22 protein-coding genes, 3 tRNA genes and 3 pseudogenes are annotated in these 23,013 nt (G+C 60.3%); 10 read left to right on the top strand and 18 right to left on the bottom strand.

Annotated elements, in window-relative coordinates; all coding sequences use genetic code 11:
- Positions 1-107: 107 nt before the first annotated feature.
- The 4 genes and pseudogenes from Q0V31_RS00885 to Q0V31_RS00870 form a co-directional block, all read left to right on the top strand.
- Positions 108-353: pseudogene (locus Q0V31_RS00885) on the top strand (carbonic anhydrase); the annotation flags it as partial.
- A 3-nt stretch (positions 354-356) separates the two neighbouring features.
- Entirely contained in the window at positions 357-1,262 is a 906-nt protein-coding gene (locus Q0V31_RS00880) for a DMT family transporter (protein WP_298183160.1), read from the top strand.
- Between the two features lie 443 nt (positions 1,263-1,705).
- A tRNA-Met gene (locus tag Q0V31_RS00875) sits at positions 1,706-1,782 on the top strand.
- 168 nt (positions 1,783-1,950) lie between these two features.
- Positions 1,951-3,095: pseudogene (locus Q0V31_RS00870) on the top strand (tyrosine-type recombinase/integrase); the annotation flags it as partial.
- Positions 3,096-3,117: 22 nt separating this feature from the next.
- Here Q0V31_RS00870 and Q0V31_RS00865 read toward each other — a convergent pair.
- The 10 genes and pseudogenes from Q0V31_RS00865 to Q0V31_RS00820 form a co-directional block, all read right to left on the bottom strand.
- Positions 3,118-3,336, bottom strand: a pseudogene (locus tag Q0V31_RS00865) (integrase); the annotation flags it as partial.
- 84 nt (positions 3,337-3,420) lie between these two features.
- Positions 3,421-4,521: a redox-regulated ATPase YchF gene (ychF, locus tag Q0V31_RS00860; RefSeq protein ID WP_298183156.1), complete on the bottom strand. Its 1,101-nt coding sequence runs from the start codon at positions 4,519-4,521 to the stop codon at positions 3,421-3,423.
- 32 nt (positions 4,522-4,553) lie between these two features.
- Positions 4,554-5,144, bottom strand: a complete 591-nt coding sequence (gene pth, locus Q0V31_RS00855) for an aminoacyl-tRNA hydrolase (RefSeq protein WP_298183153.1) — start codon at positions 5,142-5,144, stop codon at positions 4,554-4,556.
- A gap of 63 nt (positions 5,145-5,207) precedes the next feature.
- Positions 5,208-5,840, bottom strand: a complete 633-nt coding sequence (locus Q0V31_RS00850) for a 50S ribosomal protein L25/general stress protein Ctc (protein WP_298183150.1) — start codon at positions 5,838-5,840, stop codon at positions 5,208-5,210.
- A gap of 114 nt (positions 5,841-5,954) precedes the next feature.
- Positions 5,955-6,896 carry a ribose-phosphate pyrophosphokinase gene (locus Q0V31_RS00845; RefSeq protein WP_090244757.1) on the bottom strand — a complete coding sequence of 314 codons (942 nt, stop codon included), beginning with the start codon at positions 6,894-6,896 and terminating at the stop codon, positions 5,955-5,957.
- Positions 6,897-6,942: 46 nt separating this feature from the next.
- Positions 6,943-7,017: transfer RNA gene (locus Q0V31_RS00840), tRNA-Gln, on the bottom strand.
- A 51-nt stretch (positions 7,018-7,068) separates the two neighbouring features.
- Positions 7,069-7,143, bottom strand: a tRNA-Gln gene (locus Q0V31_RS00835).
- 38 nt (positions 7,144-7,181) lie between these two features.
- Complete coding sequence (ispE, locus tag Q0V31_RS00830; protein WP_298183147.1) at positions 7,182-8,057, bottom strand: 4-(cytidine 5'-diphospho)-2-C-methyl-D-erythritol kinase; 876 nt, start codon at positions 8,055-8,057, stop codon at positions 7,182-7,184.
- Positions 8,054-8,671 (bottom strand): lipoprotein insertase outer membrane protein LolB, encoded by a 618-nt coding sequence (gene lolB, locus Q0V31_RS00825; protein WP_298183145.1) that lies wholly within the window; start codon positions 8,669-8,671, stop codon positions 8,054-8,056. Before lolB ends, ispE begins: the two co-directional genes overlap by 4 nt.
- The gene (locus Q0V31_RS00820) at positions 8,671-10,401 is read right to left on the bottom strand and encodes a tetratricopeptide repeat protein (RefSeq protein ID WP_298183142.1); all 1,731 of its coding nucleotides are present in this window, start codon (positions 10,399-10,401) and stop codon (positions 8,671-8,673) included. The genes lolB and Q0V31_RS00820 overlap by 1 nt, the downstream gene beginning before the upstream one ends.
- A 184-nt stretch (positions 10,402-10,585) precedes the next feature.
- On the opposite strand from Q0V31_RS00820, the gene hemA reads away from it, so the two are divergent.
- The 6 genes from hemA (at position 10,586) to Q0V31_RS00790 (ending at position 16,050) form a co-directional block, all read left to right on the top strand.
- Complete coding sequence (gene hemA / locus Q0V31_RS00815; protein WP_298183139.1) at positions 10,586-11,866, top strand: glutamyl-tRNA reductase; 1,281 nt, start codon at positions 10,586-10,588, stop codon at positions 11,864-11,866.
- Between the two features lie 9 nt (positions 11,867-11,875).
- On the top strand, positions 11,876-12,958 hold the full coding sequence (prfA, locus tag Q0V31_RS00810; protein ID WP_298183135.1) for a peptide chain release factor 1: 1,083 nt from the start codon (positions 11,876-11,878) through the stop codon (positions 12,956-12,958).
- A gap of 75 nt (positions 12,959-13,033) precedes the next feature.
- Positions 13,034-13,867: a peptide chain release factor N(5)-glutamine methyltransferase gene (prmC, locus tag Q0V31_RS00805; RefSeq protein ID WP_298183132.1), complete on the top strand. Its 834-nt coding sequence runs from the start codon at positions 13,034-13,036 to the stop codon at positions 13,865-13,867.
- A 19-nt stretch (positions 13,868-13,886) separates the two neighbouring features.
- Positions 13,887-14,642, top strand: coding sequence for a molybdopterin-synthase adenylyltransferase MoeB (locus Q0V31_RS00800; protein ID WP_298190838.1), 756 nt, complete (start codon positions 13,887-13,889; stop codon positions 14,640-14,642).
- Positions 14,632-15,435, top strand: coding sequence for a glutamate racemase (gene murI, locus Q0V31_RS00795; RefSeq protein WP_298183129.1), 804 nt, complete (start codon positions 14,632-14,634; stop codon positions 15,433-15,435). Before Q0V31_RS00800 ends, murI begins: the two co-directional genes overlap by 11 nt.
- 99 nt (positions 15,436-15,534) lie before the next feature.
- Complete coding sequence (locus Q0V31_RS00790; protein ID WP_298183126.1) at positions 15,535-16,050, top strand: acyloxyacyl hydrolase; 516 nt, start codon at positions 15,535-15,537, stop codon at positions 16,048-16,050.
- Between the two features lie 92 nt (positions 16,051-16,142).
- Here Q0V31_RS00790 and Q0V31_RS00785 read toward each other — a convergent pair whose 3' ends face one another.
- The 8 genes from Q0V31_RS00785 to phrB form a co-directional block, all read right to left on the bottom strand.
- On the bottom strand, positions 16,143-16,454 hold the full coding sequence (locus Q0V31_RS00785) for a YkgJ family cysteine cluster protein (protein ID WP_298183123.1): 312 nt from the start codon (positions 16,452-16,454) through the stop codon (positions 16,143-16,145).
- A gap of 85 nt (positions 16,455-16,539) precedes the next feature.
- Positions 16,540-17,067 carry a DUF2878 domain-containing protein gene (locus tag Q0V31_RS00780; RefSeq protein WP_298183120.1) on the bottom strand — a complete coding sequence of 176 codons (528 nt, stop codon included), beginning with the start codon at positions 17,065-17,067 and terminating at the stop codon, positions 16,540-16,542.
- Complete coding sequence (locus tag Q0V31_RS00775) at positions 17,060-18,334, bottom strand: cyclopropane-fatty-acyl-phospholipid synthase family protein (protein ID WP_298183117.1); 1,275 nt, start codon at positions 18,332-18,334, stop codon at positions 17,060-17,062. The genes Q0V31_RS00780 and Q0V31_RS00775 overlap by 8 nt, the downstream gene beginning before the upstream one ends.
- A complete protein-coding gene (locus Q0V31_RS00770) occupies positions 18,321-19,121 on the bottom strand; it encodes a DUF1365 domain-containing protein (protein ID WP_298190836.1) in 801 nt (266 codons plus the stop codon). The genes Q0V31_RS00775 and Q0V31_RS00770 overlap by 14 nt, the downstream gene beginning before the upstream one ends.
- 17 nt (positions 19,122-19,138) lie before the next feature.
- Positions 19,139-20,386, bottom strand: a complete 1,248-nt coding sequence (locus Q0V31_RS00765; protein WP_298183114.1) for an FAD-dependent oxidoreductase — start codon at positions 20,384-20,386, stop codon at positions 19,139-19,141.
- Positions 20,383-21,156: an SDR family NAD(P)-dependent oxidoreductase gene (locus Q0V31_RS00760; protein WP_298183110.1), complete on the bottom strand. Its 774-nt coding sequence runs from the start codon at positions 21,154-21,156 to the stop codon at positions 20,383-20,385. Before Q0V31_RS00760 ends, Q0V31_RS00765 begins: the two co-directional genes overlap by 4 nt.
- Positions 21,153-21,575 carry a nuclear transport factor 2 family protein gene (locus tag Q0V31_RS00755; protein WP_298183107.1) on the bottom strand — a complete coding sequence of 141 codons (423 nt, stop codon included), beginning with the start codon at positions 21,573-21,575 and terminating at the stop codon, positions 21,153-21,155. Before Q0V31_RS00755 ends, Q0V31_RS00760 begins: the two co-directional genes overlap by 4 nt.
- Positions 21,572-23,011 carry a deoxyribodipyrimidine photo-lyase gene (phrB, locus tag Q0V31_RS00750; protein WP_298190834.1) on the bottom strand — a complete coding sequence of 480 codons (1,440 nt, stop codon included), beginning with the start codon at positions 23,009-23,011 and terminating at the stop codon, positions 21,572-21,574. The genes Q0V31_RS00755 and phrB overlap by 4 nt, the downstream gene beginning before the upstream one ends.
- Positions 23,012-23,013: the final 2 nt, after the last annotated feature.

Here is a 23,013-nt window from a genome sequence, read left to right as displayed (position 1 = left end):
CCGAACCTGAGCAAACCTGCTGTGGCAGCGGGGCGCACCGGCTTGTCAAAAGCCCGTGGCGCTCCTATGGTGCCCATCGACGAACTCGGGAATGAACCATGATCGATTTACAGCACCTGCCCAGCGAGGAAGAGCGGCTCGATCGCCTTTGTGAGCTCAACGTGATCCAGCAAGTGGCTAACGTCAGCCACACCGGCATTGTGCAAAATGCTTGGCGCCGCGGTCAGTCGCTGTCGCTGCATGGCTACATCTACGGCATCAAGGATGGCCGCTGGAAGAGCCTTAATATGGCGGTCAGCGGTATGGAGCAATTGCCGTCGCAATACCGCCTACGCCTGCTCGGGCAGAGCTGAGGCATGCAATCCTCCACGCGTTATGCGATTACTGGTCTGCTGCTGGCAACGCTTTGTTGGTCTGGCAATGCCTTGGTGGCGCGAGCTTTTGCCGGCGAGATCCCACCACTTGCCTTGTCGTTCTGGCGCTGGAGCCTGGCGCTGGCGCTGCTACTGCCCTTTGTAGCCAGGCCGTTGTGGCAGCATCGTGCTGAGTTGCGGGCAGCTGGCTGGCGCTTGCTGGTGTTGGCGGGTGTCGGCATCGCGGGCTACAACAGTCTGTTGTATGTGTCTGCGCAAACCACTGCAGCGATCAATATCACCCTGGTTAGTACCTGCCTGCCGCTGATGACCTTTATTGGCGCGGGGCTGCTGCTCGGTGAGTGGCCTCGGCGCCGTGCCTGGTGGGGCATGGCCGTGGCCGCGTGCGGTTTGCTGGTGCTGATCAGCAAAGGCAGCTGGGCTAGCCTTAGCGGCCTGGCATTCAATACGGGCGATCTGATCATGCTGCTGGCAGTGGCCGACTGGGCGCTCTACTCATTGCTGCTTAGGCGCTGGGCCGCGCATTTGCAGCCGATCCCGCCGCTGGCGCTGCTCGGTGTGTTGATACTGCTGGGTGTACCGCTGATCCTGCCGTTCTATCTGTATGAACTGGCGCAAGGCGCGCACTTCAGCCTGACCCTAGGTAATCTCACCGCCATCAGCTACACCGCGATCTTCGCCTCACTGCTTGCTTACCTCGCGTGGAATCACGCTATCCGCGTGCTCGGTGCAGCCAAAGCGGCGCTCTCCAACTACCTGATGCCGGTATTTACCGCCGTTCTGGGTTGGTTGCTGCTAGGGGAGGGGCTGCAGGGTTATCACTGGTTTGGCGCGGCGCTGATCTTTAGCGGATTGCTGCTCGGTACGCAGCGCTCGCTGAAGGGGTAGTTGTCGCGGTTGGCCGGGCTGAACAGCTGCATGCGGAAAGCGCCATGTTGAAGTCCGTCTCGGATCGAATCACTTGCGTGATAGCCGCCGGATTTCACCTTTCCAGTTGGGGCTCGCGGTCATGAGGCAGCCTGCAGCATTGCCCGTGGTGCGCGAATTGGCATAGGCAAAATTGCAGGTCTAGGCCGCAATGAGCGGGATTGCAGTAATAGCGCTTTTTATCGATCGCGGGACCTGAGGCCACAAGATCGTGCTCACTACTGAAAAATCGACATTGGCTGGGGCGCAGGGCGCGGGGTAGGGGTGATATGTGGCGCTGCCTGAACAGCAGGCGCTCAGCGCTGAACGTTTCGCCTAGCGTGTAAGCGCTTGATCAGACGCAGAAAATTTATTCACAGAAGGGTTGACACATATGCCCAAGGCGCGAATAATGCGCGCCACTCGGCTACGTAGCTCAGCTGGTTAGAGCATAGCATTCATAATGCTGGGGTCCGGGGTTCAAGTCCCTGCGTAGCCACCAAACACCTGTTTCGACCTGTCTCAGACAGTCTCCGAAACACCTCAAGAAGCCCGCCTAGTGCGGGCTTTCTTGTATCTGGCTGTTCACCTCTGTCTAACCCTATACCTTCCCACCGTGTATGCCCCTGTGTATGCTTCAACAAAAGTTGAACTGAGGGCATACACAAAAATGAAGCGTTCAGAGATCAAACGCCGCCCCTTATCAGACACAGCCCTTGCGGGCCTGGAGCCTGACGCCAAGGAATAGCGCGAGCTAGACGGCGCGGGCCTGTACTCTCGAGTCAAGCCAGACGGCCAAAAGTCATGACAATTCCGCTACAAGAAGCCAGGCGGCAAGTGGTCATGGCTTGGCTTGGGTGGGTACCCCGAAGTGGGCGGCTCACTGGCCAGGCAGAAGGCAGCCGAATTACGCGCCGACGCCTCAGGGGGGGGCGCTCGCCAGTAAGCAGGCGCGCAAGGCAGAAGAACAGGCGGCAGCCGACAACACCTTTGAGCACTTAGCGCGGGAGTGGTACGCCTCTCGCCTCAACAACTGGGACCAGGCACTGCCAGGCGGGTAATAGGTGCGCTTGAACGTCATGTGTTCCCCACCTTCGGCAAGCGTCCCTACACCGGCATATTGTCTATGGAGTGGGTGGAGCTGCTGCGCGGCGTGGAGCAGCAAGGCATTCTTGAGTAGATGAGTCGGGTGCGGGTTTACTGTAAAGACGTGTACGGCCTGGCTCGCGTGACAGGCCGCGCCATAAACAACCCATTGGACGGTGTGCATAAGTTCCTGTCAGCAGGTAAGGCCGAGAACTACGCTCATGTGTCCGCTGATGAGCTGCCCGCCTTACTGCGAGCAATCCGGTCATACCCTCACGCCACGGACGTACATATTGGTTTGCGCCTGCTGACCCTGTTGGCCGTGCGCCCCAGCGAGTTAAGGGAGCCGAATGGTCAGAGTTCGACTTTGCCAAGAAGCTGTGGACGATCCCGGTAGAACGCAAAGGCCGCAAGAGGGGCCGCGAACATCTGGTGCCGTTATGTAGGCAGGCCATTGCCCTACTGGAAGAGCTGCGCCCGATCACTGGAGCCTATGCCCTGCTGTTCTCTGGTCGCAGTGATCGCACTAAGCCACACAGCGACACCGTGTTTTTAATGGCCCTGCGCCGCCTCGGTTATGAGGGCAGGCAGACCGGCCACGGCTTCCGTCATATCGCCAGCACCATACTTAACGAACATGGATTTACTGCTGACCATATCGAAGCCCAGTTGAGCCACAAGGCTCCCGGCGTGCGCGGTATCTACAACAAAGTCCAGTACATCGAGCAGCTGATTGATCTGCTCTAGGGGGAAGAAAAGTTAGTTCGGTCTGGTCTGTCTTGATCTGACGGATCTTGGCCAAAGGATTTACAACACTCCAGGCACCCAGACGGATCAGCTCAGAAAATACCGCTGACAGGTAGCGCTGCTCATGGTTGACGGTATGTGGTGAGGCTTCTTGTAAGCAAGCCTGCCGATATCGCGCCCAGGTCAGTGACTCAAATTGTGATGCCTGTGGCGTCACGGGGTTAAACGTGCGGAAAAATAAAACCCCTTGAGGTGTCTCTCCTCAAGGGGCTTATGTTCGCTAGGGTCTGTTTAGATCCATTCTCGCTTAGACGTTAAAGCGGAAGTGCATGACGTCGCCGTCTTTGACGATGTATTCCTTGCCTTCCAGGCGCCACTTGCCTGCTTCCTTGGTGCCGGCTTCACCTTTGTATTGAATGAAGTCGTTATAGGCGATGACTTCGGCGCGGATAAAGCCTTTTTCGAAGTCGGTGTGGATGACGCCAGCGGCCTGAGGGGCGGTGGCGCCTACTTTTACGGTCCAGGCGCGGACTTCTTCAACGCCGGCGGTGAAGTAGGTTTGCAGGTTGAGCAGCTCGTAGCCCGCGCGGATGACCCGGTTCAGGCCGGGCTCTTCCAGGCCCAGGGCTTCGAGGAACATGTCCTTTTCTTCGCCGTCGTCGAGTTCGGCGATTTCTGCTTCGATCTTGTTGCACACCGGTACCACGGGTGCGCCTTCAGCGTCGGCAATAGCTTGGACGATGTCGAGCAGTGGGTTGTTCTCAAAGCCGTCTTCGGCGACGTTGGCGATGTACATCACCGGCTTGCTGGTGAGCAGATGGAAACCGCGTACCAGTTGCTTCTCGTCATCGCCCAGGGTCTTCATCAGCGTGCGTGCTGGCTTGCCTTCGCTGAAGTGGGGGATGAGTTTTTCCAGCAGGGCTTTTTGCGCGACGGCTTCTTTGTCGCCGCCCTTGGCGTTGCGGGTGGTCTTTTGCAGTTGCTTTTCGCAGCTGTCGAGGTCGGCGAAGATCAGTTCGAGGTCAATGATCTCGATGTCGCGCTTGGGGTCGACGCTGTTGGCAACGTGAATCACGTTGTCGTCCTGAAAGCAGCGCACCACGTGGGCGATGGCATCTGTTTCGCGAATGTTGGCGAGGAACTTGTTGCCCAGGCCTTCACCCTTTGATGCACCCTCCACCAGGCCGGCGATGTCGACGAATTCCATGGTGGTTGGCAGGATGCGCTTGGGGTTGACGATGGCTGCCAACGCGGCGAGGCGTGGATCGGGCATCGGCACGATGCCGCTGTTCGGCTCGATGGTGCAGAACGGAAAGTTCTCTGCCGCGATCCCTGACTTGGTGAGGGCGTTGAACAGGGTGGACTTGCCGACGTTGGGCAGGCCGACGATGCCGCAGTTAAATCCCATGATGTGTCCCTCGCGCGAATGGCGGTAAAGAGTTAAGAGGAGGCTTTCTGGCTGTGCAGCTTGTGCATGGCCTTGCTCCAGTCGCCTGCGAGTATTTCCGGCAGGCTGCCAAGGGCAAAGTCAATGCTGGTATCCAGCAGTTCCTGTTCGCTGCGTGGTGCGCGGCCGAGGACGAAGTTGGAGACCATGCTGCTGTGCCCGGGATGGCCAATGCCAAGCCGCAGGCGGTAAAAGTTATTCTGATTGCCGAGCTGAGCGATGATGTCGCGTAGCCCGTTATGTCCGCCGTGCCCGCCACCCTGTTTGAGTTTGGCGACGCCGGGGGGCATGTCGAGTTCGTCGTGAGCCACCAGAATGGCTTCCGGCGGGATGCGGAAGAAATTCGCCAGTGCCGCTACGGCTTGGCCGCTGCGGTTCATAAAGGTGGTGGGGATCAGCAGGCGAACATCGCGGCCTTGATGGCTGAATTTGCCAACTAGGCCAAAATACTTTTTGTCGACGCTTAGATTGATGCGCTGGCTGTCGGCCAGGCGCTCAACAAAAAGGGCCCCCGCATTATGCCGGGTCTGGTCGTATTCAGGGCCAGGGTTACCCAGGCCAACGATCAGTTGTACGGCAGTCATGTCAGGAGCCCTTTATGTGAAAAAGCCCAGCCAATGGCTGGGCTGTCTTCCAGCGGTGCACGATTACTCGGCAGCGCTTTCACCTTCGTCTTTGCTTTCGCTTTCGTCTTCTTTAACAACGCGCGGTGCGTGGATGTTAGCCACGGCCAGGTCGTTACCGTGAGCCAGAGCAACCAGCTCAACGCCTTTCGGCAGCTTCAGGTCGGCCAAGTGAATGATCTGACCAACTTCAACGGCAGTCATGTCGACTTCGATGAATTCTGGCAGGTCTTTCGGCAGGCAGGACACTTCTACTTCAGACAGAACGTGGGAAACTTCGCCGCCTTGCTGCTTCACGCCAACTGCGGTTTCCTCGTTGAGGAAGTGCAGGGGTACGAGGGCGGTCAGTTTCTGGCCAGCGACAACGCGAATGAAGTCAGCGTGCAGCACGAAGCCTTTGGCTGGGTGGCGCTGCAGGGCTTTGATCAGTACGCTTTCGTTGGTGCCGGCAACGTTCAGGCTCAGCACGTGGCTGTAGGCAGCATCGTTTTCCAGCAGCTTGGCGAAATCTTTGGCCAGCAGGCTGATCGATTGCGGGGCTTTGTCGCCACCGTAGATTACGGCTGGAACCATGGCAACGTTACGACGCAGGCGGCGGCTCGCACCTTTCCCCAGGTCGGAACGCGCTTCAGCATTCAGGGTAAATTCAGCAGTCATTTCATTTCTCCAAAATAACCAAACCGTCCGTTACGCTTGCGACCAGCGACGGGACGGTTGGTTGAAAGGCCATGCCGTCAGGGCAGGGCGTGTGCGCTCAGGGCGTATTCCGGGTTAGCGGAACATCGCGCTGATCGATTCTTCATTACTGATGCGGCGTACCGCTTCAGCGACTACCGGGGCGATATCCAGTTGGCGAATACGCGAACAGGATTGCGCTGCGGCGGACAGCGGGATGGTGTTAGTCACCACCAGCTCGTCGAGTACAGATTTTTCGATGTTTTCGATGGCACGGCCAGACAGTACAGCGTGTGTGGCGTAGGCAAAGACTTTGGAAGCGCCATGTTCTTTCAGCGCTTTGGCCGCGTGGCACAGGGTGCCGGCGGTATCCACCATGTCATCGACGAGGATGCAGGTACGGCCTTCAACATCACCGATAATGTGCATCACTTCGGAGTGGTTGGCTTTTTCACGACGCTTGTCGATGATCGCCAAATCAACACCCAGGGATTTGGCCACGGCACGTGCACGCACGACGCCGCCAATGTCTGGGGAAACGATCATCATGTTTTCGAAGCGCTGGTCTTCTATATCGTCCACCAGTACGGGGGAGCCGTAGATGTTATCTACCGGGATATCGAAGAAGCCTTGGATCTGATCCGCGTGCAGGTCGACGGTAAGAACCCGGTCGATACCTACTACGGTGAGCATGTCGGCCACAACTTTGGCACTGATAGCCACACGAGCGGAGCGCGGACGGCGATCCTGGCGGGCATAGCCAAAGTAGGGGATAACTGCAGTAATTCGGGTGGCTGAGGAGCGGCGGAAGGCATCAGCCATCACTACCAGTTCCATCAGGTTGTCATTGGTTGGCGCGCACGTCGGTTGAATCAGGAAAACGTCTTTACCACGAACATTTTCATTGATTTCAATCATGATCTCGCCGTCGGAAAACTTACCGACAGAAGCATCACCGAGGGGAATGTGCAGCTGACGTACGATACGTCGCGCCAGATCGGGGTTAGCGTTCCCCGTAAAGACCATCATCTTGGACACGCGCAGTACCTGCCGGCTGAGGGTATACCTGGATGAGTACAGAAAATGGCAGGGGCGGCTGGATTCGAACCAACGCATGCCAGGATCAAAACCTGGTGCCTTACCGCTTGGCGACGCCCCTGTATCTTGTGTAACCGAGTGCATTGAGTTGCCTACCCGTCTTATGACGGAATGGCAGGGGCGGCTGGATTCGAACCAACGCATGCCAGGATCAAAACCTGGTGCCTTACCGCTTGGCGACGCCCCTACATACAACCCGTTGCTTTTACAACTTACAGCGTAGATTCACTTCTTGACCAATTTTCCGAGCTTGCGGTGCAACATCGAGATGTTACGACCTTGAGCAATGAAGCTTGGCAAAGTGCCTGGAAGTTGGCGGGCGACTTTATCAGCATCGTCCTCGTTTGGGAAGCTCCCAAACACACAAGCTCCAGTACCGGTTAATTTTGCAGGAACAAATTTGTTCAGCAAATTCAAAGCGTTACGTACTTCTGGGTAACGCTTCTGGACCACCGGCAGGCAGTCGTTATGACCACCCCCCTCAAGAAGGCTGCGAACTTTAATGGGCGGCGTATCTCGTGTCAACTCAGGGTCGGAGAAAATTTTCACTGTGCTGACAAGTACTTGCGGAATTGCCACGAGAAACCAGGGTTCGCTTAGGGTTACCGGCTGGAGTTTTTCCCCAACACCTTCGGCGAATGCCGCGTGGCCGCGTACGAATACCGGCACGTCTGCGCCGAGGCTGAGGCCCAGGTCGGCGAGTTGATCTTCGCCGCACTCCAGTTGCCAGAGATGCTTGAGGCCAAGCAGAGTGGTGGCGGCATCCGAACTGCCGCCGCCAATGCCGCCGCCCATGGGCAGGCGTTTGTCGAGCCAGATGTCGGCACCTAGGGTGCAACCGGTTTGTTGTTGCAGTAGGCGCGCCGCGCGCACGATCAGGTTGCTGTCGTGGGGGACACCGTCGATAGGTGTATGCAGATGAATCTGGCCATCCTGGCGCAGGGCAAAACCCAGTTCATCGCCGAAGTCGAGAAACTGAAACAGCGTTTGCAGCTCGTGATAGCCGTCGGCTCGGCGGCCGAGGATGTGCAGCATCAGGTTGAGCTTGGCCGGTGCCGGCAGAATCAATTCAGCTGCGGCGGGAATTGCCGGGATGCTCATTGGCCGAGCTGGCGCGGCTGCCAGTCCTTGATCACCAGGGTGACTTGCAGGTCGAAGCCGTTGAGCTTGATGCGCTCGGGCAGCCAGAAACCATTCTGTTCGGTATAGCTCAGGTATTCGACATCCCAGCCATCTTGGCTCAGCTGCGCCAGATGGCTTTGGCTGTCGAGGTTCAGGCGGCTTTTGCTGTCGGGGGAGGGCAGGCCGCGAATCCACCAAAGCAGGTGTGAAACGGGCAGGTTAAGACCGAGCTTGGCTTGCAGCAGCTGTTCCGGAGATTCGGCTTGATAGCGCCCCTGGTTGGCCACTTCTAGCAAAGCGGTGCCGGGGCGGCCGGTGAGTCGCGCGGCGCCGCGGCCAAGAGGGCCGGACAGGCGGATGTCGTAATAATCCTGGCGTTGCAGCCAGAACAGGGTGCCGCTACCAGAGTCTTTCGGTGCGCGGATGCCGACTTTGCCGTTGATCTGCCAGGCGTCCAGGCCGCTGACGTGCTGCTTGTGTGCTTGCCAGCTTTGCGCATTGCCTTGGCCTTCAAGGGCTTCGCGGGAAGTCAGGCCAGCACAGCCGGCGAGTAGTGTGATCAGGCTGAAAATTATCAGGTGGCGCGCAAGCATCAGAGTGTCTCTGCTCCGGTCAGGCGCAGCAGTGTGCTACGCAGAATTTCACTGTCGGGTTGCTGCTTCAAGGCCTCGCTCCAGAGTTTGCGAGCTTCTTTCTGTTTGCCCTGAACCCACAGTACTTCGCCTAGGTGGGCGGCGACTTCGTGGTCGGGAAACGCCTGCATGGCTTGGCGGAGCAGGCGTTCCGCCTCGTCCAGATTGCCCATGCGGTAATTCACCCAGCCGAGGCTGTCGAGAATGGCTGGGTCTTGCGGGTTGAGCTGGTGTGCTTGCTCGATCAGCTGCAGGGCTTCGGCGTAACGCGTGGTGCGGTCAGCCAGGGTGTAGCCGAGGGCGTTGAGGGCCATGGCGTTATCCGGCTCGCGCTCGAGAATAAAGCGCAGGTCTTGCTCCAGCAGGGCCAGGTTGTCGCGTTTTTCCGCCAGCATGGCGCGGGTGTAGAGCAGGTTGAGGTCTTCGGGGAACTGCTCCAAGGCTTGCTCGATTAACTGCCAGGCGCGCTCGGTGTCCTGCTGTTTGGACCAGGCTTCGGTCTCGATCAAGTACAGCTGGATGGCATAGTCAGGCTGGCTGTCGCGTGCCTGGCGCAAGCGCTCCGAGGCGTTGTCACCGCGCCGCTGCTTGAACAACAAGTCACTTTGCCGGGCTTGGGCGGGCAGATAGTCATTGCCTGGGCCAACCAGGCCGTACTCGGTCAGGGCATTGGCAGTATCACCAAGCTCTTCATAGGCGCGGGCCAGGTTGTAATGTGCGGCGTCGACGTGGCTGCCGCGCTCGATCAGTTCTTCTAGGTAGACGATGGCCTCTTCCCAGGCCTCAGCCTCCAGGCAAACGAGGGCCAGCGAAAAGCGCAGGTCATCGTCATTGGGGTGTTGTTGCAGCAGTGCAGAGAATTCACCGCGGGCGTCGTCCAGGCGGTCTTCGGCCACCAGCAGGCGGGCATAGGTCAGGCGCAGGCGCTTGTCGTCCGGGTGCTGCTTAAGGCTTTTTTCCAGCAGCTGCAGCGCATCGGCGTTACGTTCCAGGCTTTGCAGCAGGCGCGCATGCAGCAGGATCGAAGCAATTGGGCGGTTTTTGCTGGGTTGTTGTTCCAGCAACTCCAGCGCCTCCTGTGGGCGGTCGTCCTGTTGCAGCAACAGCGCTTTGCCAAATTGCAGCTGGTTGTTGTCTGGGTACTTCATTTGCAGGCGATCAAAGCTCTGCAGCAGGCCGGCACGCGTATCCGGGTCGGTCTCGGCAGCGGACAGCGCGAGGAAGTCGAAGTGGGTATCGCCCTGGCGCTGCAGAACCTGCTCCATAAAGCTCATGGACTCGTCGTAGCGGCCGGCGCGTGCCAATTGCACGGCGGCGGCGCGCTGGGCGTCGATGTTTTCCGGCGCGGTCTTGGCCCACAGCAGGCTGGTTTCCAGCGCGGGCTGCTCGGCGCCGAGGTACTCGGCGATACGGAAGCCGCGCTCGGCCACGCCGGCATCCTGGGTGGCATTGGCCTGCTCAACATAGTTTTCCAGGGCAATGTCAAAGCGGTTGCGTTGGCCAGCCAATTCGGCAATCAGCAGCGACAGCAGGGTTTCCTGGCTGAAGGCGCGGTAGACCTGTGGTGGAGCTTCTGCGCTCACAACAGCGGGGTCTTCCACGGGCGGCGTGCCATCCGGGGTAGAGGGAGCAAAGCTCTGGCAACCGCTCAATAAAGCAGCGGCAGTCAGCAAGGCGAAGGATCTATTCATAGGACGAGTATGTGGCCAACCTGCGGTTTTGGCATCATGACACAAGCCGTAGGGCAAACCCATGGGCTGCCATGATCCTGCTGAGGGTGATAAACCTGCCTAGTGGGACAATAGCCGGCAGTGGTTGTTCTCGCTTTGCCGAAGTAGGACAATTGCCGGCTTCCACTCCCTGTCAGCGATTTGCATGGCCTTTATTGCCCTCGGTATCAACCATAAGACCGCCTCGGTGGATGTCCGTGAGCGCGTGGCGTTCACTCCCGAGCAGTTGGTTGAGGCCCTGCGCCTGCTGTGTCACAACACGTCCAGTCGCGAGGCGGCGATTCTTTCGACCTGCAACCGCAGCGAGTTATACCTCGAACAGGATGATCTGAGCGCCGACGAGGTGCTGGCCTGGCTGGCGAATTACCATCGGCTGAGCCTCGACGAGCTGCGCGCCTGCGCCTATATCCATGCCGATGACGCTGCCGTGCGGCACATGATGCGCGTGGCGTCCGGGTTGGACTCCATGGTGTTGGGTGAACCGCAGATTCTCGGCCAGATGAAGTCGGCGTTTGCTGTGGCCCGTGAAGCCGGTACCCTCGGCCCGCTGCTCGGACGACTGTTTCAGGCGACCTTCAGCACCGCCAAGACCGTGCGCACCGACACGGCCATTGGGGAAAACCCGGTGTCGGTGGCGTTTGCCGCCGTCAGTCTGGCTAAGCAGATTTTTACGGATCTGCACCGCAGTCAGGCGCTGCTGATTGGCGCGGGCGAGACCATCAGTCTGGTCGCCCGCCACCTGCACGATCAGGGCATCAAGCGTATTGTGGTGGCCAACCGCACCCTGGAGCGCGCTAGCACCCTGGCCGAGCAATTTGGCGCCCACGCGGTGCTGCTCTCGGAAATCCCTGCTGAGTTGGTCAACAGCGATATCGTTATCAGTTCGACGGCCAGCCAGCTGCCGATTCTCGGTAAGGGCGCGGTCGAACGGGCGCTGAAGCTGCGTAAGCACAAGCCGATTTTCATGGTCGACATTGCCGTGCCGCGTGACATCGAACCGGAAGTCGGCGAGCTGGATGATGTTTACCTGTACACCGTCGATGACCTGCACGATGTGATCGAGGAAAACCTCAAGAGCCGCCAGGGCGCGGCGCAAGCGGCAGAAGAACTGGTCAGCGTCGGCGCTCAGGACTTTATGCAGCGCCTGCGCGAACTGGCTGCGGTGGATGTGCTCAAAGCCTACCGGCAGCAGGCTGAACGTCTGCGTGACGAGGAACTGAACAAGGCTCTGCGTCTACTGGGTAATGGCAGCTCCGCCGAGGACGTGTTGGCGCAATTAGCCCGCGGGCTGACCAATAAGCTGCTGCATGCACCCAGCGTGCAACTGAAAAAATTCTCTGCTGATGGCCGCGTCGATGCGCTGGGCGTGGCTCAAGAACTGTTTGCCCTCGACGAGGGCGTGTCGCCCGGCTCGGCGAAAAAATAAAGGTCTGCAATGAAAGCGTCACTGATCAATAAGCTCGACCTGTTGCAGGATCGATTCGAAGAACTGACCGCGCTGCTCGGTGACGCCGAAGTCATCAGCAATCAGCCGCAGTTTCGCGCCTACTCCAAGGAGTACGCCGAGATTGAGCCGGTTTATCAGGCATTCGGCGCATTCCGTAAGGTGCAGAGTGACCTTGAAGGGGCCCAGGCGCTGCTCAAAGACAGCGACCCGGACATGCGTGAAATGGCCGAGGAGGAAGTTGCCGAGGCCAAGGAGCAGCTGATTGAGCTGGAAGCCACGCTGCAGCGTATGTTGCTGCCCAAAGACCCGAACGACGGCCGTAACGTCTTCCTTGAAGTGCGCGCCGGCACCGGCGGAGATGAGGCAGCGATCTTCTCCGGCGATCTGTTTCGCATGTACTCGCGCTATGCCGAGAAGCAGGGCTGGCGGGTCGAGGTGCTCTCGGCCAGCGAAGGCGAGCATGGCGGCTATAAGGAAGTGATTGCTCGGGTCGAGGGCGATAACGTCTACGGCAAACTCAAGTTCGAGTCCGGTGCGCATCGCGTGCAACGCGTGCCGGAAACCGAATCCCAAGGCCGTATCCATACCTCGGCCTGCACTGTTGCCGTGCTGCCCGAGCCAGACGAGCAAATGGCCATCGACATCAATCCGGCTGATTTGCGTGTGGATACTTACCGCTCTTCCGGTGCCGGTGGTCAGCACGTTAACACCACCGACTCGGCGATCCGGATTACCCACATTCCCACCGGTACCGTGGTGGAATGTCAGGAAGAACGCTCGCAGCACAAGAACCGCGCCAAGGCCATGGCCTGGCTGGCGGCCAAACTCAAGGATCAGCAGGAAGCCGCCGCGCACAAGGAAATTTCCGACTCGCGCAAATTGCTGGTGGGTTCCGGGGACCGTTCCGAGCGCATCCGCACCTACAACTTCCCGCAAGGCCGGGTTACCGATCACCGCATCAACCTGACCCTGTATTCGCTTAATGAAGTGATAGCTGGCGGCGTTGAGGCGATCATCGAGCCGCTGCTGGTCGAATACCAAGCCGATCAGTTGGCTGCGCTGGGTGACTGATTAGTTGCTTGCTACGCCAAGGATCTAGGGTGGATAACCCAGCGTTGCCACCCTCCGCTAGAGACTGCCGACTGCATGAGCACCATCGAACAACTGCTTGCCTGCCCGCAATTGCCTGACTCGCCGACCCCGCGTCTGGACGCTGAGCTGTTGCTCGCCCACGCCCTCGGCAAGTCGCGCAGCTACCTGCATACCTGGCCGGAGCGTGAGCTCGATGCAGCGCAGCTTGAGGGTTATCGGGCGGCGCTCGTACGGCGTCAGGCCGGCGAACCGGTGGCGTATATCCTCGGCCAGCAGGGCTTCTGGAGCCTGGACTTAGAGGTGGCGACGCACACCCTGATCCCACGGCCGGATACCGAGTTACTGGTTGAAACCGCTCTGGCGTTGCTGCCGGCGACCCCAGCGCGGGTGCTGGATCTAGGCACCGGCAGCGGCGCAATTGCCCTGGCCTTGGCCTGCGAACGCCCGGCCTGGCAGGTCAGCGGCGTGGACCGCATCGTCGAGGCGGTGGCGCTGGCGCTGCGCAATCGCGCCCGGCTTCAACTGCTCAATGCCAACTTCGTGGAGAGCCACTGGTTTAGTGCTCTGGCCGGTCAGCGTTATCAGCTGATTGTCAGTAACCCGCCGTACATTGCCGCAGACGATAAACACTTGGGCGAAGGTGATGTACGTTTCGAGCCGAGCAGCGCGCTGGTCGCCGGGGCGGATGGCCTGGATGATATCCGCCTGATTATTCAGCAGGCACCGGAGCACCTTGAGGCCGGCGGTTGGTTGCTGTTAGAGCATGGCTGCGATCAGGCCGGCGCGGTGCGTGAGTTGCTCAGCGCGCGCGGCTTTCGTGCGGTAGACAGTCGCCGCGACCTTGCCGGTCACGAGCGTATCAGCCTGGGATGCTTCGACAATGAGTGATGCCATGAACCCGCACGACATGCTGAGTGACGAGGAACTGCTGCGCTACAGCCGGCAGATTCTCTTACAACAGATTGATATCGACGGTCAGTTACGCCTGAAACACAGCCGCGCGCTGATCGTCGGTTTGGGCGGTCTCGGCTCGCCGGTGGCGCTGTATCTGGCGGCGGCCGGCGTTGGTGAGCTGCACCTGGCGGATTTCGATACGGTTGACCTGACCAACCTGCAGCGGCAGATCATCCACGACACCGCGAGCATTGACCTGAGCAAAGTCGACTCGGCGAGTAAGCGTCTGCTGGCGCTTAATCCGCAGCTGCGCCTGCACGCTCATCGACAGGCGCTGGACGCTGATTCGCTGGCAGCGGCAGTGGCGGCGGTGGACCTGGTGCTGGACTGCTCGGACAACTTCAGCACCCGTGAAGCGGTGAATGCTGCGTGCGTGACGGCCAAGGTACCGCTGGTCAGCGGCGCGGCGATTCGCCTGGAAGGTCAGCTCTCGGTGTTCGACCCGCGGCGTGATGACAGCCCCTGTTATCACTGCATCTATGGCCACGGCAGCGAGGCCGAACTGACCTGCAGTGAGGCCGGTGTAGTCGGCCCGTTGGTGGGGCTGGTAGGCAGCTTGCAAGCACTGGAAGCGTTGAAGCTGCTGGCGCAGTTTGGCGAGCCAATGGTTGGGCGTTTGCTGCTGATCGATGCTTTGGGCAGCCGCTTCCGTGAGCTGCGGGTCAAGCGCGATCCGGCTTGCAGCGTCTGTGCTGGCCATGCCGAGTAACGTCGCAAAAGACGCGCCGATTGGCGTGTTTGACTCCGGCGTCGGTGGGTTGTCAGTGCTGCGCGAAATTCGTGCGCTGCTGCCTAACGAGTCGCTGCTGTATGTCGCCGACAGTGGGCATGTGCCCTATGGCGAGAAGAGCCCGGAGTTTATCCGTGAGCGTTGCCGGGTCTTGGCCGAGTTTCTCCTGGCCCAGGGCGCCAAAGCGCTGGTGCTGGCCTGCAATACCGCCACGGTGGCAGGGGTTGCCGAGCTACGTGAGTTGTACCCGCAGCTGCCGTTGGTGGGCATGGAGCCGGCGGTCAAACCAGCGGCTGCTGCCACCCAGAGCGGCGTGGTCGGGGTGCTGGCCACTACCGGCACCCTGAAAAGTGCCAAATTCGCCGCCTTGCTCGACCGTTTTGCCAGCGATGTGCGGGTGATTACCCAGCCTTGTCCGGGGCTGGTCGAGCGCATCGAAGCCGGTGAACTGGACGGCGCGGCGACTCGCGAATTATTGCAGGGCTTTGTTGCACCGTTACTGGCGCAAGGCTGCGACACGTTGATCCTTGGCTGCACCCATTACCCCTTTATCAAACCATTACTGCGCAGCCTGCTGCCCGATTCGACCAGCCTGATCGATACGGGCGCCGCGGTGGCGCGGCAAGTTCAGCGCCTGCTGGTTGAGCGTGATCTGCTTGCTGCGGGGCCCGCGCAGGCCACGCAGTTTTGGTCCAGCGCTGAGCCGCAGGCCATGCAGCAGGTCCTGCCCCTGCTATGGGGCGCAGCGGCCACGGTTAGTGCGCTGCCGTAGTGGTTGAGCCGTAGCTGAACGGTGCAGTGGCCTAAATCTTCCTATACTCCTTGGCAGCGCTTGCGCGCGTTCATCTATTGGGTGGAAAAGGATAAAACCATGAGCAAAATCATAACTCTGGCTGCGCTGGCAGCCTTGGCGTGGGGGCAGGTAAGTGCCGTGCAGGCGATGGATCTGAGTGTTGCGGTCGGGCAAACCGGTGATTCAACCATGACCTATCGCCTGGGCACGCAGCTGGACTTTCAGCAAAGCTGGTTTGCCAGCGATGTCGGTCGCCTGAGCGGCTATTGGGACGCGGCTTACACCTACTGGGATGGCGACAAGACGGCGAGTAACCACAGTCTGTCGCTCAGCCCGGTATTGGTTTATGAGTTTGCCGGCGAGCGCTTCAAGCCCTATATCGAGGCGGGGATTGGCCTGGCGGCTTTTTCCAGCACCGAGGTGGAGGACAACGACCTGGGCTCGTCGTTGCAGTTTGAAGACCGCATCGGCTTTGGTGTGCGCTTTGCCGACCAGGAAGTCGGTGTGCGCGCGCTGCATTACTCCAACGCCGGGCTGAAAAAGCCCAATGACGGGGTTGAGAGTTATAGCCTGCATTACCGTTTAAGTTTCTAGCGGGAGGTGGCGCTAAAAGAAAACCGGGTCGCGACCCGGTTTTTTTCGGTTTGCCATTTGCGGCAGGCAGTCTTTGCCGTCGTTACGCGCTGTCAGCGGTAGATGCTCGACATACCCTTGCGCTCATCCAGGCATTCGGGAGAGGCGGTTTCGAATTCGCGGCAAATCAGTGGGCGCACTTCGTAGATGGTGCAACGCATGGTGTTGCGGTCCAGCGCCGCGCACCAACCGTCATCCAGGCGCAGCATGACTTCGCCGCCCCAGTCGTCGTTATCGATATAACGTTTAGGCACGCCGGTATCGGTGATCAACATCACCTCAAGCTGGCAGCAACAGGCCGCGCAGTTACTGCAGCTGACTGCGGGCTCGCTCGGCAGTTGGGTCAGGGGAATGTGTTGGCTCATGCCGCGCAGTGTACGCCATGGCGACAGACGTGGCGTCTGCTGCCGACATCTGGGCACAGGCTCGAGTCCACCAGGCGGAGCCGTCTTATGCCGAATGGCGCACGCGCTGGCTTTGCTCGTACTGGCTGCGATAAAGCTTGGCGAAGCCGTGCAATACGGGCATTACCAAGGCCCAGATGGCACTGATCAATAACAGACTCTGCCAGGTGCCGTAGGGCAAACCGACGCCGGCAATCTGTGCGCCGGCGTAATAGGACAGCGGTGCGGCGACGGCCCCCAGCACGCTGCCACGCCACCACGGCTGTGCAGTCCAGGCCAGGCAATGATTGAGCGTGGTCGCCAGCAACAGCCATAAACAGGCGAGCCACAGCGGAATCAAGGTGCGCGGCTCGCCGAAATCAAACACGCCGAGATTCAGCAGGAAACTGTCCAGCGCGCTGCCCGCGATAAACACGCTGACCAGCAATTTACCTTCAGCTGCCCAGCTGCTGGTCCACAGCAAATGCACCGCCAGCACGCCTGCAACAATCAGCAGCCACAGGCTGTCGCCGGCAAACACGCAGGCGAACCAGCCGAGCTGAAACAGCAGGGTGTTGACGATTAACTTAGCCATTGAGATTTCCCATTAGTGGAGCCGGACGTGCCGCCGGTTTGGCCAGCAGCAACTGCGCGGTGCCGATGGTGCGCTCGATAAAGCCGCCCTCGCAATAGCACAGGTAAAACTCCCAGAGGCGGAAGAAGTAATCGTCGTAGCCCTGCTGCTCCAGCTTGTGCCGCGCCTGACGCAGGTTGTCGTGCCAGATGCGCAAAGTGCGCGCGTAGTGCAGGCCGAAGTCTTCCATGTGGTGCAGGTTCATATCGGTCTTGGTGCTGATGACCTCGAGCATCTTGTTCACCGACGGCAGTGCGCCGCCGGGGAAGATATAGCGCTGGATAAAGTCGACGGCGTTTTTCGCCTGCTCATAGCGCTGGTCGCGAATGGTGATGGCTTGCAGCAGCATCAGCCCATCGGGCTTGAGCAGGGTGGCGCACTGCTCAAAGTAGGTGGGCAGAAAACGGTGGCCCACGGCCTCGATCATCTCGATCGACACCAGCTTGTCGTATTGGCCGGTGAGGTCGCGGTAATCCTCTAGGAGCAGGGTCACTTGCCCTTGCAGGCGTAGTTCGATAATGCGCTGCTGGGTGTAGGCGAACTGTTCACGCGACAAGGTGGTGGTAGTGACCTTGCAGCCATAGTGGGTGGCCGCGTAAATCGCCATGCTGCCCCAGCCGGTACCGATTTCCAGCAGGTGATCGCTGGGCTTGAGTGCGAGCTTCTGGCAGATGCGTTCGAGCTTGTTGAGCTGCGCCTGCTCCAGGCTGTCATCGGCACTGTGGAACATGGCCGCCGAGTACATCATGCTCGGGTCGAGGAACTGCTCGAACAGCTCGTTGCCCAGGTCGTAATGGGCCGAGATGTTCTTGCGCGAGCCCGTGCGGGTGTTGCGATTGAGCCAGTGCAGGCCCTGGATCAGCGGGCGGCCCAACTTGGCCAGGCCACTTTCCATGGCGTCCAGTACCTCGAGGTTGCTGACGAAAAGACGGACCACTGCGGTCAGGTCTGCGGAGGTCCAGTAGCCGTGGATATAGGCCTCGCCGGCACCGATCGAGCCGTTACCCGCCACCAGACCCCAGAGCGCCCCATCCAGCACCTGGATCTCGGCGCAGAGGCTGGAGTGCGGATCGCCGAACTGCATGCGTTCTTCACCTTCAACCACCACCAACTGGCCATGCCGCAGCTGCTTGAGTTGGCGCAATACGGCGCGGCGCAACAGGCTGGCGCCCATGCCACTGCCGGCGCGCACGTTGTCTTTAGCGGAGACCAGGCTAGAGCTTTTCATCGGGGACTTCCTTTGGTGCGGGGCGGGCTGTACGGAAATCACCTTCAGCGGCCCGATGGGTGAACAGGGGGATGCGTTTGAGCAGCAGACGCAGGGCTTGCCAGTAGATGGCCGCAACGGTCTTGCCGGTCATCCAGGGAAACGCAAGCAGGTAGCGGTGCAGGCTGGCGCGGTTCAGTTCTGTGCGTCGCAGCGTGAGGGTGGCGTCGAATATTTTTTCATCGGCCTGCCAGTCGGCCATATGGATGCCCAGGCGCTCACCGGCGGGGCTGAAACTCATGCGGTATTCCAGTTCGCGCGCTAAGAATGGCGACACATGGAAGGCCTTGGCCACGGCCACGTGCTGATGGCCTACGCCTTCGGCTGGCAGCACATAGTGGTAGCGCTCACGGAACGGCGTATTGCTGACTTCACAGAGAATTGCCGCCAGGCGGCCATTGGCGTCATGGCAGTAGAAGAAGCTCGCCGGGTTAAACGCCAGGCCCCAGCTGCGCGGTTGCGTCAGCAGGCAGATATGCCCCAGTGGCGTGCGCCCGAGTGCCTCGCTGACGCGCTGGCGCACGGCATCAATCAGGCGCATCCCGGTGCCGGTGAACTGCGGCAGGTAGTCTGTTTCACGAAAGGCAAAGGGCGCAAAACGCCCGCGACCGGCCAGCGGCGACAGCGCGAGCACCCGCTCCTGTTCGCTCAGGTCTAGGTAGAGCAAGCCCATACGGTAGCGGAAGTTGTGCAATCGCGGCGCAAAACGCCGGTGCTGCACCCAGCCGCTGTACAGGGCGCTGTTCATCGCCGTTGCGCTGTTCACTACAGTGCCTCACCGAATTCACGGGCTACACGCAACGCGCTGACCACGCCGTCTTCATGGAAGCCATTGGCCCAGTACGCGCCGCAGAAGTAGCTGTGGTTAGCGCCCAGCAGTTCTTCCCCGCGTGCCTGCGCCTGGGTGCCAGCCAAGCTGTACTGCGGGTGGGCGTAGGTGTAGCGGGCGAGAATTGTGCTCGGGTCGATGAGCGCGGTTTGGTTGAGGCTGACGCAGAAGGTGGTTTCGCTCTGAATGCCCTGCAAAATATTCATGTCATAGGTCACGGCCGCCGGCTGATCCGCTGGGCCGCCAAGGCGATAGTTCCAGCTGGCCCAGGCCAGTGGGCGCTGCGGCAGCAACCGCGTGTCGGTGTGCAGCACCACATCGTTATCGGCGTAGGGCAATGCGCCGAGGATGTCTTTCTCGATGCGTGTGGGCTCGGCCAGCAGGGCCAGGGCCTGGTTGCTGTGGCAGGCGAACACCACTTTGTCGAAGCGCTCGCTGCCTTGCGCGCTGTGCAGGGTGACGCCTTCAGCATCACGTTCTACCCGGGTAACCGGGCAGTTGAGGCGAATATGCTGTTTGAACGACTCAGTCAGCGGCGCGATGTAGCTGCTGGAGCCGCCTTCGACCACGCACCACTGCGGCCGGTCGCTCACTGACAGCAGACCGTGATTTTTGAAGAAGCGCACGAAGAACTGCAGCGGGAAACCGAGCATGTCGTGCAGCGACATCGACCAGATCGCCGCGCCCATGGGCACGATGTAATGCTGGATAAAGCGCTCGCTGTAGGCATTGGCCTTGAGGTAGTCACCCAGAGTCATGTCGCGGGCAATACGCTGCAGGTTGAGGTCGTTCAGCGCCTCACGGTTAAAACGCAGGATGTCGCGCACCATGCCCCAGAACTTCGGCGAAAGCAGGTTGCGGCGCTGGGCAAACAGGCTGTTGAGGCTGTGCCCGTTGTATTCCACACCGCTGACGGGATCGCTGACCGAGAAACTCATCTCGGTGGCCTTGAAGCCAACGCCGAGCTGGTTGAGTAGGCGAATAAAGTTGGGGTAGGTCCAGTCGTTGAACACAATAAAACCGGTGTCCACGGCGTGGTGCTGGCCATCGACCTGCACATCCACGGTGTGGGTGTGGCCGCCAACCCAGTCACCGGCTTCGAATACGCTGATCTGGTGGGTGCGGTTAAGCAGGTAGGCGCTGGTCAAGCCGGCGATGCCGCTGCCGATAATGGCGATCTTCATGGGCTGTCCTTGGTCTTGGCTGCAGTGCGCGCCAGGCGCGCGCCGATGGTCACCTGCAAAGGCTTGGGCAGGTGCCCTAGCAGCTTGAGAATGGCGATAAAGGGGCCAGGGAAGGCGATTTCAACGGGCTGCTGGTCTAAGCGTTCGGCGATATGGCGGGCGGCTTTAGCCACCGGCCAGCGCATGGGCATGGCGAAGTCATTTTTTTGCGTCAGCGGGGTGTCGACAAATCCAGGGCTGACCAGGGTGACGGCAATGTGCTCGGCGCGCAGGTCGATGCGCAGGGTTTCCATCAGGTAGCGCATGGCGGCTTTCGAGGCCCCGTAAGCCTCGGCGCGTGGCAGCGGCATAAAGGTCACCGAGCTGCCGACCCCGACCAGGTGCGGGCGGTTGCCCAGGCGCAGCAAGGGCAGGGCGGCTTCGATGCAATAGCTGGCCGAAAACAGATTGGCGCGCATGACCCGCTCGATCATCGCGGCTTCGAACGAGCAGACGTCGACATATTCGCAGGTGCCGGCATTGAGGATGGCGCAGTCCAGTGCGCCCCAGGCCTGCGCAATATGCTCGCCAATACCGCGTACTTGCGCGGCATCGCTGAGGTCGCCGGCGAGCACCAGTACCTGCTGCGGGTAACGGTCGGCCAAGGCTTGCATCGGCTCGACGCTGCGTGCGCTGAGCGCCAGGTGATGGCCTTGTTGCAGCAACAGTTCGGCCAGTGCGGCGCCAATGCCACTGCTGGCGCCGGTCAGCCAGATGCGTCGCGGGTTCATGCCAACCTCCGTTTTAGCCAGCGAATCGCCGAACCGAGTAAGGGCAGGTGCTCGTACAGCAGGCTGCCGGCGTCGAAGTAGTCACGGTGGCGGTAGACCTTGTCTTGCCACAACAGGTGCGAGCAGCCTTCGACGCGGATCAACTGCCCCTTGGCCAAGCGCGGATGGCGGTAGCTCATGGTCCAGCGCAGGTAGCCTTCGCCGTCGCGCACTTGGTCAAAGCCGTAGAAGTCGAAGCGCAGTTCGCTGACGTTGGCGTACATCTCGGTAAAATAACGCTGCATGTTCGCCAGCCCGCGCACTTCATGCAGCGGGTCGCAAAACAGCGCGTCGTCGCTGTAGAGCTGGCCCAAACGGTCAAGGTTGTGCTTGTTCAGCTTGCTGAAGTCTTGGGCGAACTGGCGCAGGAAGTCGCTCATCGCGCCTCCTCGCCAGCAAAGTGCGGCAGGCTCTTGAACGCGGCCAGGGCGCGGCTGCGGCTCTTGCTCAGGTCGACAATCGCTGGCGGATAGTCGGGCATGCCGAACAGCCCGGCGCTGGTCGCCGGGTTATGGATATGTTTATTGTTCAGTGCGGCCAGTTCAGGTAACCACTGACGGATAAAGCGGCCGTCAGGATCAAATTTTTGCGACTGGCTAATCGGGTTGAAGATGCGGAAGTAAGGGGCCGAATCGGTGCCGGTGGAGGAACTCCACTGCCAGCCGCCATTGTTCGCTGCCAGGTCACCGTCGATCAGGTGACGCATAAAGAAACGCTCGCCTTCACGCCAGTCGATCAGCAGGTTCTTGGTCAGAAACATCGCCACGATCATGCGCAGGCGGTTGTGCATCCAGCCGGTCGCGAGCAGCTGGCGCATCGCCGCATCGATGATCGGCAAGCCGGTACGACCCTCTTGCCAGGCTTGCAGCTCAGACGGGGCGTTACGCCAGGCCAGTGCTTCAGTTTCCGCGCGGAAGGCACGGTGCATGGACACACGCGGGTAGCCGACCAGAATGTGCTTATAGAACTCGCGCCAGAGCAGCTCGTTGATCCAGGTGATCACCCCGCTATTGCCGCTGTCGAACTCACCCTGATTGGCGCTCAGCGCCGCATGCAGGCACTGGCGCGGTGAAATCACCCCGGCGGCCAGGTAAGCCGATAGCTGGCTGGTGCCGGGTTTAGCCGGAACGTCACGGGCGTTCTGGTAGTCGTCGATTTGCTCGGCGGCGAAATCAGCCATACGCCTGCGCGCCTCGGCCTCACCGGCGGGCCAGAGCTGGCGCAGGGTGTCGCTGGGTGGGGTAAAACCGGCGACCTGTTCGGGCACGTTGTCGCTGCTGATCGACAGTTGCGCCTGCGCCTTGGGCGTGGCGATCACTGTCGGTAACGCGCTGTGCAAGCGCTGATAGCAGACCTTGCGGAACTGGCTGTAGACCTTGAAGTAAGTGCCGGACTGGGTCAGCACGCTGCCGGGCTTGAAGAACAGTTGATCCAGGTGGCTATTGAAGTTGATCCCCAGCGCATCAAGTGCCTCGGTCACGGCCTGATCACGGCGGCGTTCGTGTACGCCGTACTCTTCATTGGCATGCACGCTGGATACCTGCAGCTGCTGGCACAGCTCGCTGATGACCTGCGGGGCGGCGTTCCAGTCATCGGCATAACGCACCAGCAGCGGCACATTGAGCGTGGCCAGCTCGGCCGCCAGGCTGTTCAGGTTGCGTAGCCAGAAGTCGACTTTGCTCGGTGCATCATCGTGCGCCAGCCACTGGGCCGGGCTGATCAGGTACAGCGCCACAGTCGGGCCGTTGCCCATGGCTGCGGCCAGGGCAGTGTTGTCCTGTACCCGTAGGTCGGTGCGGAACCAGATCAATTGCAGCA

The sequence above is a fragment of the uncultured Pseudomonas sp. genome (genome assembly GCF_943846705.1).
Lineage (GTDB): Bacteria > Pseudomonadota > Gammaproteobacteria > Pseudomonadales > Pseudomonadaceae > Aquipseudomonas.
Note: the sequence above shows the minus strand (reverse complement) of the source record. Positions and strands in the feature narration are given on the sequence as shown.

Bases quoted from the DNA above. Each gene is read 5' to 3' on its own strand.
- ychF (WP_298183156.1), bottom strand. From the start codon at position 4,521: ATGGGATTTAACTGCGGCATCGTCGGCCTGCCCAACGTCGGCAAGTCC.
- Q0V31_RS00800 (WP_298190838.1), top strand. From the start codon at position 13,887: ATGCTGAGTGACGAGGAACTGCTGCGCTACAGCCGGCAGATTCTCTTA.
- pth (WP_298183153.1), bottom strand. From the start codon at position 5,144: ATGACTGCCGTACAACTGATCGTTGGCCTGGGTAACCCTGGCCCTGAA.
- murI (WP_298183129.1), top strand. From the start codon at position 14,632: ATGCCGAGTAACGTCGCAAAAGACGCGCCGATTGGCGTGTTTGACTCC.
- hemA (WP_298183139.1), top strand. From the start codon at position 10,586: ATGGCCTTTATTGCCCTCGGTATCAACCATAAGACCGCCTCGGTGGAT.
- Q0V31_RS00780 (WP_298183120.1), bottom strand. From the start codon at position 17,067: ATGGCTAAGTTAATCGTCAACACCCTGCTGTTTCAGCTCGGCTGGTTC.
- Q0V31_RS00880 (WP_298183160.1), top strand. From the start codon at position 357: ATGCAATCCTCCACGCGTTATGCGATTACTGGTCTGCTGCTGGCAACG.
- prmC (WP_298183132.1), top strand. From the start codon at position 13,034: ATGAGCACCATCGAACAACTGCTTGCCTGCCCGCAATTGCCTGACTCG.
- Q0V31_RS00755 (WP_298183107.1), bottom strand. From the start codon at position 21,575: ATGAGCGACTTCCTGCGCCAGTTCGCCCAAGACTTCAGCAAGCTGAAC.
- Q0V31_RS00760 (WP_298183110.1), bottom strand. From the start codon at position 21,156: ATGAACCCGCGACGCATCTGGCTGACCGGCGCCAGCAGTGGCATTGGC.
- Q0V31_RS00775 (WP_298183117.1), bottom strand. From the start codon at position 18,334: ATGAAAAGCTCTAGCCTGGTCTCCGCTAAAGACAACGTGCGCGCCGGC.
- Q0V31_RS00785 (WP_298183123.1), bottom strand. From the start codon at position 16,454: ATGAGCCAACACATTCCCCTGACCCAACTGCCGAGCGAGCCCGCAGTC.
- Q0V31_RS00820 (WP_298183142.1), bottom strand. From the start codon at position 10,401: ATGAATAGATCCTTCGCCTTGCTGACTGCCGCTGCTTTATTGAGCGGT.
- Q0V31_RS00765 (WP_298183114.1), bottom strand. From the start codon at position 20,386: ATGAAGATCGCCATTATCGGCAGCGGCATCGCCGGCTTGACCAGCGCC.
- Q0V31_RS00770 (WP_298190836.1), bottom strand. From the start codon at position 19,121: ATGAACAGCGCCCTGTACAGCGGCTGGGTGCAGCACCGGCGTTTTGCG.
- ispE (WP_298183147.1), bottom strand. From the start codon at position 8,057: ATGAGCATCCCGGCAATTCCCGCCGCAGCTGAATTGATTCTGCCGGCA.
- lolB (WP_298183145.1), bottom strand. From the start codon at position 8,671: ATGCTTGCGCGCCACCTGATAATTTTCAGCCTGATCACACTACTCGCC.
- Q0V31_RS00790 (WP_298183126.1), top strand. From the start codon at position 15,535: ATGAGCAAAATCATAACTCTGGCTGCGCTGGCAGCCTTGGCGTGGGGG.
- prfA (WP_298183135.1), top strand. From the start codon at position 11,876: ATGAAAGCGTCACTGATCAATAAGCTCGACCTGTTGCAGGATCGATTC.
- Q0V31_RS00850 (WP_298183150.1), bottom strand. From the start codon at position 5,840: ATGACTGCTGAATTTACCCTGAATGCTGAAGCGCGTTCCGACCTGGGG.